This window comes from Streptomyces sp. SAI-170 (assembly GCF_049739565.1).
GTDB lineage: Bacteria > Actinomycetota > Actinomycetes > Streptomycetales > Streptomycetaceae > Streptomyces.
Genome location: NZ_JBMGQD010000001.1, coordinates 5,203,071 through 5,221,151, shown reverse-complemented (window position 1 = coordinate 5,221,151; position 18,081 = coordinate 5,203,071). Strand labels below are relative to the sequence as shown.

General features: G+C 72.2%; 13 protein-coding genes. 1 reads left to right on the top strand and 12 read right to left on the bottom strand.

Annotated features, from left to right (window positions below; genetic code table 11):
* Positions 1-405: 405 nt before the first annotated feature.
* The 9 genes from RKD23_RS23335 to RKD23_RS23295 all read right to left on the bottom strand — a co-directional run bounded on the left by RKD23_RS23335 (position 406) and on the right by RKD23_RS23295 (position 11,249).
* Positions 406-2,721, bottom strand: coding sequence for a xanthine dehydrogenase family protein molybdopterin-binding subunit (locus RKD23_RS23335; RefSeq protein WP_424855433.1), 2,316 nt, complete (start codon positions 2,719-2,721; stop codon positions 406-408).
* The gene (locus RKD23_RS23330; protein WP_424855432.1) at positions 2,718-4,364 is read right to left on the bottom strand and encodes a 2Fe-2S iron-sulfur cluster-binding protein; all 1,647 of its coding nucleotides are present in this window, start codon (positions 4,362-4,364) and stop codon (positions 2,718-2,720) included. The genes RKD23_RS23335 and RKD23_RS23330 overlap by 4 nt, the downstream gene beginning before the upstream one ends.
* Entirely contained in the window at positions 4,361-5,254 is an 894-nt protein-coding gene (locus tag RKD23_RS23325; protein ID WP_424855431.1) for an FAD binding domain-containing protein, read from the bottom strand. The genes RKD23_RS23330 and RKD23_RS23325 overlap by 4 nt, the downstream gene beginning before the upstream one ends.
* Positions 5,255-5,478: 224 nt before the next feature.
* Positions 5,479-7,116, bottom strand: a complete 1,638-nt coding sequence (locus RKD23_RS23320) for a beta-N-acetylhexosaminidase (protein ID WP_424858316.1) — start codon at positions 7,114-7,116, stop codon at positions 5,479-5,481.
* A 10-nt stretch (positions 7,117-7,126) separates the two neighbouring features.
* The gene (locus tag RKD23_RS23315; protein ID WP_424855430.1) at positions 7,127-7,951 is read right to left on the bottom strand and encodes a carbohydrate ABC transporter permease; all 825 of its coding nucleotides are present in this window, start codon (positions 7,949-7,951) and stop codon (positions 7,127-7,129) included.
* The gene (locus RKD23_RS23310; protein ID WP_424855429.1) at positions 7,948-8,826 is read right to left on the bottom strand and encodes a carbohydrate ABC transporter permease; all 879 of its coding nucleotides are present in this window, start codon (positions 8,824-8,826) and stop codon (positions 7,948-7,950) included. The genes RKD23_RS23315 and RKD23_RS23310 overlap by 4 nt, the downstream gene beginning before the upstream one ends.
* Positions 8,823-10,106, bottom strand: a complete 1,284-nt coding sequence (locus RKD23_RS23305; protein ID WP_424855428.1) for an extracellular solute-binding protein — start codon at positions 10,104-10,106, stop codon at positions 8,823-8,825. Before RKD23_RS23305 ends, RKD23_RS23310 begins: the two co-directional genes overlap by 4 nt.
* A 253-nt stretch (positions 10,107-10,359) precedes the next feature.
* Positions 10,360-10,647 (bottom strand): DUF3039 domain-containing protein, encoded by a 288-nt coding sequence (locus RKD23_RS23300; protein WP_386379745.1) that lies wholly within the window; start codon positions 10,645-10,647, stop codon positions 10,360-10,362.
* A 29-nt stretch (positions 10,648-10,676) separates the two neighbouring features.
* Positions 10,677-11,249, bottom strand: coding sequence for a YqgE/AlgH family protein (locus RKD23_RS23295; protein ID WP_404047161.1), 573 nt, complete (start codon positions 11,247-11,249; stop codon positions 10,677-10,679).
* Between the two features lie 246 nt (positions 11,250-11,495).
* Here RKD23_RS23295 and murA point away from each other — a divergent pair, with 246 nt between their 5' ends.
* On the top strand, positions 11,496-12,839 hold the full coding sequence (murA, locus tag RKD23_RS23290) for a UDP-N-acetylglucosamine 1-carboxyvinyltransferase (protein ID WP_424855427.1): 1,344 nt from the start codon (positions 11,496-11,498) through the stop codon (positions 12,837-12,839).
* Between the two features lie 94 nt (positions 12,840-12,933).
* On the opposite strand, the gene RKD23_RS23285 is transcribed toward murA, so the two are convergent.
* The 3 genes from RKD23_RS23285 to RKD23_RS23275 form a co-directional block, all read right to left on the bottom strand.
* Positions 12,934-13,215 carry an HU family DNA-binding protein gene (locus RKD23_RS23285; protein ID WP_360212855.1) on the bottom strand — a complete coding sequence of 94 codons (282 nt, stop codon included), beginning with the start codon at positions 13,213-13,215 and terminating at the stop codon, positions 12,934-12,936.
* Positions 13,216-13,569: 354 nt separating this feature from the next.
* Positions 13,570-14,991 carry an NAD-dependent malic enzyme gene (locus RKD23_RS23280; protein WP_404047167.1) on the bottom strand — a complete coding sequence of 474 codons (1,422 nt, stop codon included), beginning with the start codon at positions 14,989-14,991 and terminating at the stop codon, positions 13,570-13,572.
* A 400-nt stretch (positions 14,992-15,391) separates the two neighbouring features.
* Positions 15,392-17,689, bottom strand: a complete 2,298-nt coding sequence (locus RKD23_RS23275; RefSeq protein ID WP_424855426.1) for a HelD family protein — start codon at positions 17,687-17,689, stop codon at positions 15,392-15,394.
* Positions 17,690-18,081: the final 392 nt, after the last annotated feature.

Genomic DNA, 18,081 nt, shown 5'->3' with positions numbered 1-18,081 from the left:
CCACTGCCAGAAGACTACGCGGCACCACTGACAACGCCCCCGACTTGGGGAAAACCCCGCAAGCCCGGCCAACCGACCCCGCGATCGTCGGCCCCGCGCCACACAGCCTGGGCGGCCGCACCACATCAGCCCGGCCCCCGCGCCCCACCAGCCTGGGCCACCCGGATCACACCAGCCCGGCCCTCGCACCACACCAGCCGGGACCCCGGTGCTCACCTGCCCGGCTCCCGGTCCTCATTGGCCCGGACCACCGCACCACACCAGCCCAGACCCCGCGCCTCACCAGCCCGGACCCACTGACCCGGACCCGCGCCACACCAGCCCAGATCCACGGACCTCACTGACCCGGACCCGCGCCACACCAGCCCCGCCCCCCCCCGGGCCTCACTGGCCCGGCCCCCGGTCTCACTGACCCGCGACCACCACAGCCGCCTGCGGCCTGATCGGCAGCCGGTTCACCGGCCGCCCCGTCGCCGCGCGTACCGCGGACGCGATCGCCGCCGGGGAGGCGACCACCGGTACCGCGCTGGCCGCCTTGGCGCCGAAGGGCGCGACGACGTCCCGCTCCTCCACCAGCTTCACGATGCGGATGTCCGGCGCGTCCAGGGCCGTCGGCAGCGCGTAGCCGGTGAGGTCGGGGTGGCGGATCGTGCCGCGGGGCGTGCGCAGGTTCTCGGTGAGGGCGATGCCCACGCCCTGCGTGACCCCGGCCTCGATCCGGGCGGTCAGCTGGGCCGGGTTGAGCACCCGCCCGACGTCCTGCGCGACGGCCAGCTCCACCACCCGCACCGAGCCCAGCTCCACGTCGACGTCCACGACGGCGCGGATCGCGCAGAACGCGAGCCCGACGAAGGCGTCGCCCTGCCCGGCCTCGTCCAGCGGCTCGGTGGGATGGGGCCGGCACTGGGCGGTGGCCCACAGCTCCTTGCCCTCCATGGCCTCGGCCACGGTGGTCGACAGGACCCCGTCGTACGACGTGATCTTGCCGTCGGTGATCTGGAGGAGCTCCGTGGACATGCCGAACTTGTGCGCCAGCGGCTGGAGCAGTTGGGTGCGGACCATCTTGGCCGCGCGTTCCACCGCGCCGCCCGACACCCAGGTGTGACGCCCCCGGCAGCCCGGGCCGGCGGGCGGCTGGTCGGTGTCGACGGGCGCGACATGCACCTCGTCGACGCCGAGCGTCTCCTGCACGATCTGCCGGGCCAGCGTGGAGAAGCCCTGTCCCGTCTCGACGGCCGCGCACAGCACCGTCGCCACGCCGTCCTGGACCTTCACGGTCGCGGTGGAGACCTCGTCGGCGCCCTCGGCGCCGAGCATGTGCACCATGCCCAGCCCGTAGCCCACGCCCCGGCGCACCGCGCCCGGCTCGCCCGCGCCCTCGGGGCCGCCGGGCAGCAGCCACTCGTCCTCGGGGGTGTCCATCGGCAGCTCGGGCAGCGGGAAGTCCCGTACCGCCTGGAGGAGTTCCGCGACAGGGGCCGGGCAGGTCACCGTCTGGCCGATGGGCAGCACGTCACCGGTGGCCAGGACGTTGCGCAGGCGCAGCTCGGCCGGGTCGACGCCGAGTTTCTTGGCGAGCTTGTCCATCTGCGCCTCGTAGGCCGCGCACACCTGCATGGCGCCCTCGCCGCGTACATGGCCGGAGGGCGGGTTGTTGGTGCGCACCGCCCAGCCCTCGATGAAGGCGTTCGGGACGACGTACGGCCCGCAGGCGAAGGAGACGGCCGCGGCGAGCGCGTCGGAGGAGGTGTCGGCGTACGCGCCCGCGTCGAGCAGAATCTGCGCCTCGACCTTCACCAGCCGGCCCTCGGCGTCGGCGTGGTGGCGGTAGCGCAGCAGCGTGGGGTGACGGTGGGCGTGGCCGAGGAAGGACTCCTCGCGCGTGGCCGTGAGTTTCACCGGGCAGCCGGTCTTCAGTGCGAGCAGGCCGAGCGGCAGCTGGAAGCCCTGGTCCTCGCGGTCGGCGGTGGCACCGGGGACGCCGGTGACGACGATCTTCACCTGCTCGGGCGCCAGACCGTAGCAGGCGGCAAGGGCGTCGCGGTCGGTGTGCGGGTCGGTGGAGGCGGTGTACAGCTCGACGCCGCCGTCCGGGCGGGGCACGGCGAGACCGGCCTCGGCGCCGATCGGGGCCGGGTCCTGGCGGCCGATGCGGTACAGGCCCTCGACGACGACCTCGCCGGCGGCCTCCGGGTCGCCGTGGCGCAGCGGGATGTGCCGGATCAGGTTCCCGTCGGGGTGCAGCGGCTCCGCCTCGAAGGCGTGCTCCGGGTCGGTGACCGGGTCGAGTACTTCGTACTCGACGATGACGGCGGCCGCGGCCATCCGCGCGGTGTCGGGGTGTTCGGCGGCGACGGCGGCGATGGGCTCGCCGTGATGGCGTACGAGGTCGGAGGCGAACACCGGCCGGTCGGCCGTGCCGCGCCCGTGCACCGGACTGCCCGGCACGTCCTCGTGCGTCACGACCGCGCGGACGCCGGGCATCTCACGCGCGTGTGTGGTGTCGATGGAGGTGATGCGCGCATACGGGTGGGGCGAGCGCACCACGGCCGCCCACAGCAGGCCCTCGGCCCACAGGTCGGCCGCGTAGGGGAAGGTGCCCTCGGTCTTGGCACGCGCGTCCGCCGGGGCGAGCGAGGAGCCGAGGCCGTGCGGGATCGCCTCCGGAGCGGGGGCGGCCTCCGCGGTGGTGGTGGTCGCGGTGGCGGCTTCGTTGCTCACGCCTGGCCTCCGTCCTGTCCCTGTCCGTGGCCCTGATCGTGGCCGTGTCCGTACGCCTGGTCGTGCGGCAGGTCGTGCGGGTGCGGGGTGCCCGGTGGCAGGCCCGCCTCGAACGCCGACGGGTTGACGCCGCCGGCGCCCGGGCCCGCCTGGTGAGGGATACGTGCCTCGTCGCCGTCGCGTTCGCCGCTCTCGGCGCCTCTGTGCGCCTCGCGCTCGGCGACGACCTCCTGCACGGCGTTCAGCACGCCCCGGTAGCCCGAGCAGCGGCACAGGTTGCCGCACAGCGCCTGCCGGGTCTCCAGCTCGGTCGGCGCCGGGTTGCCCTCCAGCAGGTCGTGCACGGTCATCGCCATGCCGGGGACGCAGAAGCCGCACTGGACGGCGCCGCACCGCGCGAGCGCGCGCTGCACGTCGGAGGGCTGTCCGTCGGCGGCCAGGCCCTCGACCGTCCGCACCTCGCTGCCGGCGGCGGTGGCCGCGGGCACCAGGCAGGACGCGACCAGCCGGCCGTCCACCTGTACGTTGCACGCCCCGCACTCGCCCTGCGAGCAGCCGTCCTTCGCCCCGGCCAGCCCGAGCCGCTCGCGCAGCACGTACAGCAGCGACTCGCCGATCCAGGCGTCCGTCACGGGCCGGTCGGCGCCGTTGACCCGCAGGACGTACGAGGCGAGGGGGTGCTCCTCGCCCGGGGGCGGGGGGAGTTCGGCAGCCGCGTCCTGGGCGTCCGGTGCGTCGTCGGCGCCCGCTGCCGCGTCGGCGGCTTCGGCCGGTACGTCGTCGGCGGCGGGGTCGCCCGCGGTGTCCGGGGCCGCCTCGGGCCCGGCCTCGGCCTCGGGAGCGGCGGTCGCCTCGGCGGCGGTGCCGGACGCCTCGGAGACGGCCTCCACGGCGTCGTCCGGGCCCGCGCCCTGCTCCGGCTCCCCCTGGGCCCCGACAGGCGCCTCGACGGCCGTCTCCGGGCTCTCCGGGCTCTCCGGGCCGTGAACTCCCTCAGGCGCCTCAGAGGCGGCTTCCGGGGCCTGCGCGGGGAACGGGTCGGCGTACGGGCCGCCCGGCTCGGCCACCTGCTGCCCGCCCCACGTCCGGCCGGGCTCCTGCTGTGCGGCCCAGGGGGCGGGTGCGCCGCCCGGCAGCGTGGCCGGGGGCGTGGCGCCCCACTGCTCGACGAGGGCGGACGTGGTGTACTCGCCCGACTCGTCGGGAAGGTCGCCGTTCGCGACGGGGATGGACCACTGCCCGGTGACCTCGTGCCCGGGCGCGGGCGCGGCCTCCTGGGCCGGGGCGTTGGCGTCCCCGAAGGTCCACTGCCCGGTCGCGCCGGGGTGGTAGGTGAACCGGTCGTCGCCCACGGAGCCCGTCTCGGGCGCGGGCCACTGGACGCCCTCGGCGGGCATGCTCCAGGTGCCGGTGGCCGCGGGGTCGGTGCCCGCACCGGAGGCCGGGGCGACCGTTATCTGCGGCGGCACATAGCCGTGCCCGGGCGCGGCCAGCGGGCTGTCGGCGGAGGCCAGCAGCGCGTCGATGCCGCCCTCGGGGAGCTTCACGAAGGCGGTGGCGCCGTCGTCGTAGTCGCCCTGGGGCAGCGGGTCCCAGCGGCCCGGCGCCTGGGGCGTGCCCTCTCCGTGCTGGTCGTCGGTCACGACAGTGCCCTCCCCAGTGCTCGTCGGGCCAGCGCGGCGACGGTGCGCCGCAGGTGCAGTACTGCGGGCGGAAGCGGCTGCACCGAGCCGTCCTCCGCCGGGACCGGGTCGGGGATGCAGGCGGCGGCGACGTACTCGCCGAAGGCGCCGAGGGCCTCGGGGACGATCGCGCGGTCGTTGTCCCAGTCGATGAGCTGGGCGACCCACTGCTCGGCCTCCAGCGGCCTGAGCGGCATCGGCGCTATGGCGCCCACCGCGCAGCGCACACCCCGGCGGGCGGGGTCGAGGACGAGCGCGACGGACGCGACCGCGCGGCCGGGGCCGGTGCGGCCGGTGGCCTTGAGGAAGACCTGGGGGGCGTGCAGCAGCGGCACGCGCACGTAGCCGATGAGTTCGCCGCCGCGCAGCATCTCCATGCCGGCCAGCAGGTGCGAGACCGGGATCTCCCGGCGGGCGCCGCCCGGTCCGGCGACGATCACCGTCGCCTCCAGGGCGGCCAGCACGGGCAGCGCGTCACCGGTCGGGGCGGCGGTGGCGATGTTGCCGCCGAGGGTGCCGGCGTTGCGGATGTGCGGCGGCCCGGCCGCGCGCGCGGCGGCGGCGAGCGCCGGGATGAGGGCGGCGAAGTCGGGGCGGCCCATCCGCGCGTGGGTGAGTCCGGCGCCGAGCAGGGCGTGGCCGTCCTGGTACTGCCAGCCGCGGATCTCGCTGATCCGGCCGAGGCCGACGAGTGCGGTGGGTCTGAGCTGCCCGGAGTTGACGGCGGACATCAGGTCGGTGCCACCCGCGACGGGCACGGCCGCGGGCATGGCGGCGAGCGCCGCCACGGCCTCGTCCAACGTCGTGGGCAGGGTGACGGCCTGCGCCGCCTGCGGTGCGTGCGTGGTCAAACCGGCTGCCCCTTCCCGCTGCCCCACCTGGTCCCACCTGTGTTGCCGTACGGTACGTGCCGACAAGGCGGACGTGGCAACTCTGGCACATCATCGCAGGGGCCGAACGCGGGGGTCCGCTAGGAGGCATTCGCCCACCTCACCGAGGAGATGGTCCGTTTTCGCACGGCTTCACCGGTGAGCGCGAATTGGCACTCTTCGGTGACACTTGGCACCTTTTGGCATTATCGGTTCGGCGGCGGTCCCTCCAGCGGGCGCCCCAGGACACCGGGCCGCTTCTGCCAGGGCCAGGGCCCGGTGGGCGGCCGGTAGGCGACCCCCAGGGCGTCGAGGCGCCGGTAGTGGGCGACGGCCATACGGCGGTCGAAGTCGGCGAAGTCCCGCTCCTGCGGGGCGGGCAGGGCGCTCCAGGCCACCTCGGCGAAGGCCGCGAGGCGGGGGAACGTCTGGTAGTCCACGCGCCCTTGGTCCTCCATCACCTCGGTCCACACGTTGGCCTGGGTGCCGATCACATGTCCCGCCTCCTCGTCGGTCAGTTGCGCGGGAACGGGCTCGAAGCGGTAGACGTCCTCCAGGGTGCGGACGTGGCCGATGGGGACCGGCTCGTCCGCGCCGGCGTCCTGACGATGATCCAGATACACGAACTGCTCGGGACACATGACGACGTCGTGGCCCGCGCGCGCGGCCGCGATCCCGCCCGCGTAACCCCGCCAGGAGGACACCGCGGCGCCCTCGGCGAGCCCGCCCTCCAGGATCTCGTCCCAGCCGATGAGCCTGCGCCCGCGCGCGGAGAGCCACTTGTCGAAGTGGCCGATGAACCACGCCTGGAGTTCGTCCTCGTCGGCGAGCCCGAGTTCCTCGATCCGGGCCTGTGCGACGGCCGACCGCCGCCACTGGTCCTTGGGGCACTCGTCCCCGCCGATGTGCACGAACTCGCCCGGGAACAGCTCCAGGACTTCCTCGAACACCCCTTCGTAGAAGCGCAGGGTGTTGTCAGTAGGGGCGAGTACGTTGGAAGAGATCCCCCAGTTGTCCCAGACGGAGAGGGCGGTGCCCCCTGCCATGGATGCGGCGATGACGTCGGTGTTGCCGAGTTCCGGATACGCGGCGATGGCGGCCTGCGAGTGTCCGGGGACGTCGATTTCCGGGACGACCGCGATATGCCGCTCGGCGGCGTAGGCGACGATCTCGCGGATGTCGTCCTGGGTGTAGTGGCCCCCGTGCGGCTTCTCCTCCCACAGCGGTGAGGCGCGGTGCCCGAATTTCGTGCGGGCCCGCCAGGAGCCGACCTCGGTCAGCCGTGGATACCGCTTGATCTCGATCCGCCAGCCCTGGTCGTCCGTCAGGTGCAGATGAAGCACGTTGAGTTTGTGGGCGGCCATCAGATCGAGATAGCGCAGGACACCGTCCTTGGGCATGAAGTGCCGGGCGACGTCGAGCATGAGGCCGCGCCAGCGGAAACGGGGCGCGTCCTCGATGACCTGGCTCGGGATTCCCAGAGTCGCCCCGGGCCGTACGGGCGCCCGCCGGAAGGCGTCGGGGCCGAGCAGCTGCCGTAGCGTCTGCGCGCCCCAGAACACACCGGCCGCGTCACCGCCGCGGATCTCGACGCCCGCGTGGGGGACGGCCGTGAGCCGGTAGGCCTCCGGCTCCAGGGAGTCGTCCACCAGCAGCCGCAGGCCTCCCGGGGCGTCCTTCGGGCCCGCCGGGAACGGCAGACCGAGTGCCGGGCCGAGGGTGGAGCGCAGCCAGCGCTCCGTCGTCTCCGTCCCCGGTCCGGCCCAGACAGGGGTGCTCCGGTCGAACAGCACGGCACCGCGCGTGGGGCCGTCGATCGCCCGTGGCGCCGGAATCAGTTGCATGTCGGTCACGTCAGTCCTTTACCGCCCCGCCCAGCCCGGAGACCAGACGTCGTTGTACGAGTACGAAGAACACCAGCACCGGAATCGTCATCACCGTGGACGCCGCCATGACCCCGCCCCAGTCCGGGTCGTCCGGCTTGTAGAACACCAGCAGCGCCATCGGCAGCGTGGACTGCGAGGTGTCGCTGACGATGAAGGACTTGGCGAACAGGAAGTCGTTCCAGGCGGAGATGAAGGAGAACACGCTCGTGGCCACCAGGCCCGGCAGGACGAGCGGGAAGAGAATCCGCCACAGAAAGCGCGCCCGGCTCGCCCCGTCGAGGTACGCGGCCTCCTCCAGGCTCTCCGGAACCGCTTTCACGAACCCCCGCAGCATCCAGATCGCGAAGGGCAGCGAGAAGGCGATGTGCGGCAGGATCAGGGACCCCAGCGTGTTCAACTGCCCGAGGTCCCGCATGAGGAAGAACATCGGGATCGTGAGCGCCTCCACGGGCACCATCTGGGCCACCAGGAACATCACCAGCAGGGTGGTCCGGAAGCGGAACCGGAATCGCGTCACCGCCACCGCCGCGAGAAACGCGATGAACGCCGAGGCGATCACCACACTCACCGCCACGACCACGCTGTTGGCGAAGTAGCGGCCGAATTCCTGCTGCCCGAAGACCCGCCGGAAGGAATCCAGCGTGGGCGAGGACGTCCACGGCCGCGGCGCGGTCGACCCGATCTCCCCGGCCGGCCGGAAGGCACCGAGCACCATCCAGTACAGCGGAAAGGCCACGACGACGGCGACGCACAGCGCCACGCCCTCCGCGAGCAACCGCCCGGGCCGCCTCACAGCCCCTCCCCGCGCCGCCGCAGCAGCCGCAGATACACCAGCGTCACGGCGAGCAGGATCAGCAGCGTCACCACGCCGATCGCCGCGCCGAGGCTGTACTGCGAGGAGGCGAAGGCCTGCTGATAGGCGTACACGTTCAGCACCAGGTTCTGGCCCGCGATGCCGCCGCCGCCCGTCATGACGTAGATCTGCGTGAAGACCTTGAAGTCCCAGATGACCGACTGGACGGTGACGACGGCCAGGATCGGCCGCAGCATCGGCGCCAGGACCGACCGCCAGGTCCGCCACGCCGACGCCCCGTCCAGCGCGGCGGCCTCCAGCACCTCGGCGGGAACCGCTCGGACACCGGCGTACACCGTCACCATCACGAACGGGAAGGAGCACCACACCACTTCGAGCAGGACCAGGAGGAACGCGCTGTAGCGCCCGTACGTCCAGGAGAAGTCGCCGAGTCCGAGGACCCGGTTCACCGGCCCGAAGTCCGGGTCGAACAGGAACAGCCACACCGTCGACCCGGTGACCGCGGGAGTGGCCCACGCGCCGAGGGCCGCCAGCATCAGCGCCAGGCGCGGCAGGGCGCGCACACGCGTGAGCAGCACCGCGAGGGCGCAGCCCACCGTCAGGGTGGACAGGACACAGGCCGCGGCGAACAGGACGGTGGCCGGCAGGACGTCCCGGAACGGCGGGTCGCCGAACAGCTCGGTGTAGTTGGCCAGTCCGCGGAAGGAGGTCGGCTCGCCTCCGCTGACCTGCGCCTGTGTGTACTCGAAGAGCGAGATGAGCCCGAGCTGGCAGACCGGGTAGACGAGCAGCGCGCCGAGGACGACGACCGCGGGGGCCAGATGGAGCCAGGGAGTCGCGGCCTGTCTTCTCACCCGGCCGCCCCGAACGCGTCGTCCATCTTCCGCGCCGCGTCCCCCGCGGCCTCGGCCACGCCCTTCTTGCCGCTGACGATCTCCTGGAACATCGTCGGCAGCACCTGCGAGGCGTCGATCCGCGCCCACGCGGGCGAGGCGGGCACGAACCTCGTCCCGGCGGCCAGCGTCTCGACGAACGGCTCCACGAACGGCTCCCGGGCCGCCGCTTCCTGCCGTACGTCGCTGTACGTCGGCAGGAACCCCATCGCGTCGAACAACTCGCCCTGCGTCCGCTTGGAGGCGAGCCGTTTCATCAGGTCGACGGCGAGCGTGCGGTGGGACGTGCTGCGCAGCACTCCGATGTTGTTGCCGCCCGCGAAGGCCGGCGCGATGGAACCGGGCCGCACCCCGGGCAGCGGTACGACCCCGTACGGCACGTCGCCCGCCTCGACGGCCGCGTGGCTGAAGTCGCCCCCGACGGCCATGCCCGCCCTGCCCGCGGCGAAGGCGGTGACGGTGTCGTTGCCCGTCCAGCCGGCGCAGGTCGCCGCAGGGCAGTTGGTGTCGCCGAACAGGGACGTGTACGCCTCGATGCCCCGGCGGGCGGCAGCGCTGTCGATGGCTGCGCTGTAGGTGCCGTCCCCGCCGGTGGCGAGGTCGCCGCCGTGGGCCCAGACGAAGGGCAGCGCGCCGTAGGTGTAGGCGCCGCCGACGGCGAGCCCGTACAGGTCGGGCCTGGCCTTGCGGATCGTGCGGGCGGCGGTGATCAACTCGGCCTGGCTGCGGGGCGGTTCCAGGCCGAGCTCGTCGAAGACGTCCGTGCGGTAGTACAGGGCGCGTACGCCGACGAAGAACGGGGCGCCGTAGACCTTGCCGTCGACCGTCACCGAGCGCCGTGCCGTGGGGTCGGTGTCGGCGGACTCGGGCCAGGCGGTGAACTCGCGGGTGACGTCGAGGAGTCCGCCGTCGCGGACGTGACCGGCCGTGTCGGTGTTGCCGTACTCGATGACGTCGGGTGCGCTGCCCGGGTCGCTGAAGGCGGCCCTGACGCGCTGGGCGCGGGTCTCTACGGGGATGTACTCGACGGCGACCTCGGTGTCGTCGTGGGCCCTCTCGAAGGCGTCCACGACCGCGGCGACGACCTTCTCCTTGGGGCCGTTGTCGACCTCCTGGAAGAGCCAGACGCGCAGAGTGCCGGAGGTGTCGTCGTCGGTGGAGGTGCTGCCGGAGGTCCGGGGGGTACAGGCGACGAGGACGGCGGCGGCCAGGAGCAGGGCGAGACGTGGGGGGAACTTCATGGAGCGAGCCTCCAAGCACGGGTGCGTTGCAACATGCGCAATGGCGGTTTTGCTCTGCACAACGCCTCAGAGGCTAGAGACTGAGGGAAGCCGTCCACAAGAGGTCTGAACCAATTCCTGCGACCGATTCATGCGACCGATTCATGCGACCGATTCGCACGACCGATCCGTACGACCGCTTCATGACGCGCGAAGGCCCCCGGAAGCGCGTCACACGCGCCCCGGGGGCCTTCGCGAAGTCAGGCGAGCCGGACTACTTCTTGTCGCCGCCCTTGCCCTTGTCGTCTCCGCCCGAGCCCATGGATTCGTAGATCTCCTTGCACATGGGGCACACGGGGTACTTCTTCGGGTCACGGCCAGGCACCCAGACCTTGCCGCAGAGCGCCACGACGGGGGTCCCGTCGAGGGCGCTCGCCATGATCTTGTCCTTCTGGACGTAGTGGGCGTAGCGCTCGTGGTCGCCGTCGCCGTGGGAAGTCTGCGGCGTGGGCTCGACGAGGGTCCCCGTACCAGTCCCGCGCTCGGGCTCGAGAGTGCTCATACGCCCCAGGGTACTGAAGCTCACACGCATCAGTTGAGCGAAGGGTCGTCCGGATACGTGGCCACCATCGCCAGTTCGTTGCGCTGGCGGCGCAGCACTTCGCGCCAGAGCCGCTCGGGGGCCGGGGAGGACACGTCGCCGGGCTCGGACTCGACGACGTACCAGGCGCCGTCGACCAGTTCGTCCTCCAGCTGGCCCGGGCCCCAGCCCGCGTATCCGGCGAAGATGCGCAGGGAGCCGACCGCGGAGGCGAGCAGTTCGGGCGGGGCCTCCAGGTCGACCAGGCCGATCGCGCCGTGCACGCGCCGCCAGCCGAGCGGGGCGCCGTCCGTGGTGGCGCCGCCGGGGATCACCGCGACCCCGAGAGCCGAGTCCAGGGAGACCGGACCGCCCTGGAAGACGACGCCGGGTTCACCGGCCAGGTCCGCCCAGGCCTCCAGGATGTCGCCCACACCCACCGGGGTGGGGCGGTTGAGGACGACGCCGAGGGAGCCCTCCTCGTCGTGGTCGAGAAGGAGCACCACCGCGCGGTCGAAGTTCGGGTCCGCCAGGGCGGGCGTGGCCACGAGCAGCCGCCCTGTGAGCGAGGACACCTCGGTCATGCCAGACATGATCCCGCATCTTGCCTCGCCGTGGGGACCCCATCGCCGTGCGCGAGTGCGCGCAGCTCACGGCGCACGGGGCGCGGCGACGGCGCACGGTGACCCCATGTGCCCACGGAGAAACGGTTCGTGTTGTGACAGAGCTATGACGGAACCATGGCCTCCTCAGGCTTACGGACCGGGGGCCGACGGCGATTACTCTGTCTCTCTCTGGCCCCCTGCCCCACCCAACGGAACGCGAGATTCATGACCGTCAACGGCGCTGATGACGTACTGCTTGTCCACGGCGGAACCCCGCTCGAGGGCGAGATCCGTGTCCGCGGTGCGAAGAACCTCGTACCGAAGGCCATGGTCGCCGCACTGCTGGGCAGCGCGCCGAGCCGACTGCGCAATGTTCCGGACATCCGCGACGTGCGGGTCGTACGCGGCCTGCTGCAGCTGCACGGCGTGACGGTCCGCCCGGGTGACGAGCCGGGCGAGCTGGTGCTCGACCCGTCGCACGTCGAGAGCGCGAACGTCGCTGACATCGATGCCCACGCCGGTTCGTCGCGCATCCCGATCCTCTTCTGCGGCCCCCTGCTGCACCGTCTCGGCCACGCCTTCATCCCCGGCCTCGGCGGCTGCGACATCGGCGGCCGGCCCATCGACTTCCACTTCGAGGTGCTGCGGCAGTTCGGCGCGACGATCGAGAAGCGCGCGGACGGCCAGTACCTGGAGGCCCCGCAGCGGCTGCGCGGCACCAAGATCCGGCTGCCCTACCCCTCGGTCGGCGCGACCGAGCAGGTGCTGCTGACGGCCGTCCTGGCCGAGGGCGTGACAGAGCTCTCGAACGCGGCCGTCGAGCCGGAGATCGAGGACCTGATCTGCGTCCTGCAGAAGATGGGCGCCATCATCGCGATGGACACCGACCGCACGATCCGCATCACCGGTGTGGACAAGCTCGGCGGCTACACCCACCGCGCCCTCCCGGACCGCCTGGAGGCCGCCTCCTGGGCGTCCGCGGCGCTGGCGACCGAGGGCGACATCTACGTCCGCGGCGCCCAGCAGCGCTCGATGATGACGTTCCTGAACACCTACCGGAAGGTGGGCGGCGCCTTCGAGATCGACGACGAGGGCATCCGCTTCTGGCACCCCGGCGGCCGGCTGAAGTCCATCGCGCTGGAGACGGACGTGCACCCCGGCTTCCAGACCGACTGGCAGCAGCCGCTGGTGGTGGCGCTGACCCAGGCGACCGGCCTGTCGATCATCCACGAGACGGTCTACGAGTCCCGCCTCGGCTTCACCTCCGCCCTGAACCAGATGGGCGCCCACATCCAGCTCTACCGCGAGTGCCTGGGCGGCTCCGACTGCCGCTTCGGCCAGCGCAACTTCCTGCACTCCGCGGTCGTGTCCGGCCCCACCAAGCTCCAGGGCGCCGACCTGGTCATCCCCGACCTGCGCGGCGGCTTCTCGTACCTGATCGCGGCCCTGGCCGCCCAGGGCACGTCCCGGGTCCACGGCATCGAGCTGATCAACCGCGGCTACGAGAACTTCATGGACAAGCTGATGGAGCTCGGCGCGAAGGTCGAGCTGCCGGGCAAGGCACTCTGACCCGAAAGAGATACGCCGATGGGGCGGTCACCCGGAGTCCCGGGTGACCGCCCCATCGGCGTTGCTGCGCCCAGAGCGGCGCTGAAGCGGGGGGTTACTTACCCTTGGCCGCTTCCTTGAGCTTCGAGCCCGCGGACACCTTCACGCTGTACCCGGCCGGGATCTGGATCGGCTCACCGGTCTGCGGGTTGCGCGCGGTGCGAGCGGCACGGTGCGTGCGCTCGAAGGTGAGGAAGCCAGGGATGGTGACCTTCTCGTCGCCCTTGGCGACGACATCGCCGACAACCTCGGCGAACGCGGCCAGCACGGCGTCGGCGTCCTTGCGGGTCACCTCGGCGCGCTCGGCCAGCGCGGCCACCAGCTCACTGCGGTTCATGTTGTTACTCCCGTGTTCTTCTTGCCGTTGGGGCGCCCCACGCGACGGAGCCGCATAGTAGGCGCTGCTGCGAATGCCGATGCGCTCGCGCCCAGGGACGCATCCTGCCTCTACCTGCGGCGGGAAAGCCAATCCGGCACCCGCAGGAGTCGTGAGAACACCCTTGGGAGTCACACGAGTCACACGAAAAGTAGGGCCGGAGCCTGGCCGACACCCTAGAGGCTGATCGGCCGGGCCCGGTTCCACGACGCGCCGAAGAGCGTCCGTGGCAAGGTTCACAGCCCTGGTGTTCACGCATCGGCAAGTGCATCGGAAAGTGCACCGGACGTGCAACCGGACGTGCACTGCGGCACGTCAGGCGTGCTGCGCCTCTCCCGCCGCCTTCGCGGCCTCCCGCACGGCGCCCGCGACGGCGCCCGCGACCTTGTCGTTGAAGACGGACGGGATGATGTAGTTCGGGTTCAGCTCGTCCTCGGTCACCACGTCCGCGAGCGCCTTGGCGGCGGCCAGCATCATCTCGGTGTTGACCGTGCGGGACTGGGCGTCCAGCAGACCGCGGAAGACACCCGGGAAGACCAGCACGTTGTTGATCTGGTTCGGGAAGTCGGAGCGGCCGGTGGCCACGACGGCCGCGGTCTGGCGGGCGATCGCCGGGTCGACCTCGGGGTCGGGGTTCGCGAGCGCGAACACGATCGCGCCGTCCGCCATGGCGGCCACGTCGTCGCCGTCGAGGACGTTGGGGGCGGAGACACCGATGAAGACGTCCGCGCCGCGCACGGCCTCCTTCAGGGTGCCGGTGAGGCCCTCGTGGTTGGTGTTGTCGGCGATCCAGCGCAGCGGCGAGTCGGCCGGGGCGTCCACCAGGTCGGCGCGGCCCGCGTGCACGACACCGTGGATGTCGGCGACGACGGCGCTCTTCACACCGGCGGCGAGCAGCAGCTTCAGGATGGCCGTACCGGCGGCGCCGGCACCGGACATGACGACCCGGATGTTCTCGATGGCCTTGCCGGTCACCCGCAGGGCGTTGGTGAGCGCGGCGAGGACGACGATCGCGGTGCCGTGCTGGTCGTCGTGGAAGACGGGGATGTCCAGGGCCTCGCGCAGCCGGGCCTCGATCTCGAAGCAGCGGGGCGCGGAGATGTCCTCGAGGTTGATGCCGGCGAACCCGGGGGCGATGGCCTTGACGATCTCGACGATCGCGTCGGTGTCCTGGGTGTCCAGGCAGATCGGCCAGGCGTCGATCCCGGCGAACCGCTTGAACAGGGCCGCCTTGCCCTCCATGACCGGCAGCGCGGCCATCGGGCCGATGTTGCCGAGGCCCAGCACGGCGGAGCCGTCCGTCACGACCGCAACGGAGTTGCGCTTGATGGTGAGGCGGCGGGCGTCCTCGGGGTTCTCGGCGATGGCCATGCAGACGCGGGCCACACCCGGCGTGTAGACCATGGACAGGTCGTCACGGTTGCGGATGGGGTGCTTGGACGCCATCTCGATCTTGCCGCCGAGGTGCATCAGGAACGTACGGTCGGAGACCTTGCCGAGGGTGACGCCCTCGATGCCGCGCAGCTGCTGGACGATCTCGTCGGCGTGAGCGGTGGAGCTGGCCGCGATCGTGACGTCGATCCGGAGCTTCTCGTGGCCGGAAGCGGTGACGTCGAGGCCGGTCACCGAGCCTCCGGAGGACTCCACGGCGGTGGTGAGCTGCGAGACGGCGGTTCCGCTCGCGGGCACCTCCAGCCGGATCGTCATCGAGTAGGAGACGCTGGGCGCCGTTGCCATGGCCGACTTCCTCTGCTTTCACGGTGTCGCGAAGTTGTGCCGTCCGATCGTCGCACCTACCCCCGAGTAGGGAGTAGTCGCCCCGACTTGCGGACGTTTTGTTCACAGGGCGAGGTGCGACTTCGGAAAACATCTTCCACGATACGAGAATCGATCAGCCAGTCCTGCGACGACAAAGAGGCCCACGTCACATTCGACGTGGGCCTCTTCGTACGCTCATGACACCGACCCGCCATGCTCGCCTCGCGGCAAGTGGTCCCTCTGAGGGACGAAGGTTGGGCCCGGGGGCTTGGATCGAGCCGGTGTCACGACAAGGCTAACAAACGGATGCCGCCGGACCATTCCCCTGCGCCGGGTTGGCCCGGGTTATGGGAAGTCGCCTCCTCGGATCATGGGCGCGTCAGTCCCGCAGCAGATCCGGCACCCCGGCCGCGTCCGGCTCGTCCCGCTCCGCCGATACGACGGTGAGCTGCTGGGTCGCCCTGGTCAGCGCGACGTAGAGCACGCGCAGGCCGGCCGGGGACTCGTCGGCGATCTCCGCGGGCGAGACCACGACCGTCGCGTCGTACTCCAGGCCCTTGGCCTCCAGGCTGCCCAGCGCCACCACCCGGTCGCCGAGCCCGTCGAGCCAGCGCCGCGCCTCCTCGCGCCGGTTCATCGCGACGACCACGCCGACCGTGCCGTCGACCTGCTCCAGCAGCCGCTCGGCCTCGGCCCGCACGGACTCGCGCAGGGAGTCCCGTACGACGGCGAACCGCGGGACCACGCCGGTGGAGCGCACCGCGGACGGGGACTCGGCGCCCGGCATGGCCAGGGCCAGCACCTTGGCCGCCAGCTCGGCGATCTCGGCGGGGTTGCGGTAGTTCACGGTCAGCTCGAAGCGGCGGCGCGGGCGGGTGCCCAGGGCCTCGTCACGGGCCTCGGCGGCCTCGTCCGGGTCGGACCAGGAGGACTGGGCCGGGTCGCCGACGACCGTCCAGGTGGCGTGCCGGCCGCGGCGGCCGACCATGCGCCACTGCATCGGGGTGAGGTCCTGGGCCTCGTCGACGATGACGTGCGCGTACTCGGTGCGCTCCTGCGCGAGGCGCTCGGCGCGCTCGCGCTGCGACTCCTCGCGCGTCGGCATCAGCTCCTCCAGGCCGGTGAGCTGGTCCAGCGGGTCCAGTTCGCGCCTCTTCTTCGGGCGGGCCGGGGCACCGAGGATCGCCTGGAGCTCGTCGAGCATCGCGATGTCGTGCACGGAGTGGCCGTCGCGTCTGAGGGAGCGGGCGACCTTGCGGACCTCGCCGGGGTTGAGGATGCGGCGCGCCCAGCGGCCGAGGCGGCGCTCGTCGGCCATGGCGGCCAGGACGGCCTTCGGGGTCAGCTCGGGCCACCAGGCGTCGAGGAAGGCGATGAAGGAGTCCTCGCTCGTCACGTCCTCGTCGAAGGAGGAGCGCAGCTCGGCCGCCAGCTCCGGGTCGGTGTGCCGGGCGGCACCGCCGGACTGCTCCCACAGGGCGTCCAGCAGCAGCTTGCGGGCGCGCGGGCGCAGCAGGTTGACGGGGGCCGTGCCGCCGAGGGCGTTGCGCCGGACGCGGTCCAGCTCGGCGGCCTCCAGCTCCAGGCGGCGGCCGAAGGCGACGACCCTCAGCCGCTCTGGCGAATCGTTCAGCTCCAGAGCTCCGCGCGCGGCCTTCCGCAGCACCTTCAGCATCCGGTACGAGCCCTTGGCGCGGGCCGTGGCCGGAGAGTCGTACAGCGTGGCCTCGGCCCCGTCGACGAGCGAGCCGATCGCCCGGATGGCGACCTGGCCCTCCTCGCCGAGCGAGGGCAGCACGCCCTCGGTGTAGGCGACCAGCAGGGGCGTGGGCGAGACGATGAGGATGCCGCCCGCGTACCTCCGCCGGTCCTGGTAGAGCAGGTAGGCGGCCCGGTGCAGGGCGACGGCGGTCTTCCCCGTCCCCGGCCCGCCCTCGACGTACGTCACGGACGCGGCGGGCGCGCGGATCACCAGGTCCTGCTCGGCCTGGATGGAGGCGACGATGTCCCGCATGGTGTGGCTGCGGGCCTGGCCGAGCGCGGCCATCAGGGCGCCGTCGCCGATGACGGGCAGCTCCTGTCCGCCGAGGGTGGCCTTCAGCTCGGGCCGCATCAGGTCGTCCTCGACACCGAGGACACGGCGCCCCTTGGAGCGGATGACGCGCCTTCTGACCACGCGTCCCGGGTCGACCGGCGTGGAGCGGTAGAAGGGGGCCGCGGCCGGGGCGCGCCAGTCGATCACCAGCGGGGCGTAGTCCTGGTCGAGGACGCCGATCCGGCCGATGTGCAGGGTCTCGGCGATGTCGGCGGTGTTGTCCGCCCGCACGGCCCCCTCCGCGGGCTCGACCGCGGTGTAGGCGCCGTCCGGCCCCTTCTTCCCGTCCTTCCCCAGCAGCAGGTCGATCCGCCCGAAGAGGAAGTCCTCGAACTCGTTGTTGAGCCGGTTGAGGTGGACACCCGCCCGGAAGACCTGCGCGTCCCGCTCGGCGAGCGCGCCGGGCGTACCGACCTGGCCGCGCTTGGCCGCGTCGTGCATGAGGAACTCCGCCTCGTGGATCTTCTCCTCCAGGCGTCGGTACACCCGGTCCAGGTGTTCCTGTTCCACGCTGATCTCACGGTCACGGACCGAGTCCGAGGCCGCGCCGACCGCGGTTTCCTGTTGAGCCTGAGCGGCCACCGGGCCCCCTTCTGACGTGCTGGGCAGCCGTCAACCGTACGCGAAGGGGGGCGGGTCAGGCTACGGCGGCCGGGGGCTGTCTTGGGGATGGGGCCGGGGGGTGGGCCGTCCGTGTCCTGGCGAGGGCGTTTTTTGGGCTGGTGCGGGCGGGGCTCGGCGTCTCCGCCCCCGGAAGGCACCCGGGGGCGGGTCAGGGACCGGCTGCCGGGCTTCGGGGAGACGGCCTGGCTTCCGGGCATCCGGGCTTGGGGCAAGCGGCCTGGCATCTGGGCTTCGGGCAGGCGGCCGGGCTTTCGGACGAGCCCGGCCGCCGGGGCCGTCCACGTCCTGGCGAAGGCGGGCCGGGGGGGCCTGCCGCGAGCGCGGCTCGGCGCCCCCGCCCCGGAAGGGAC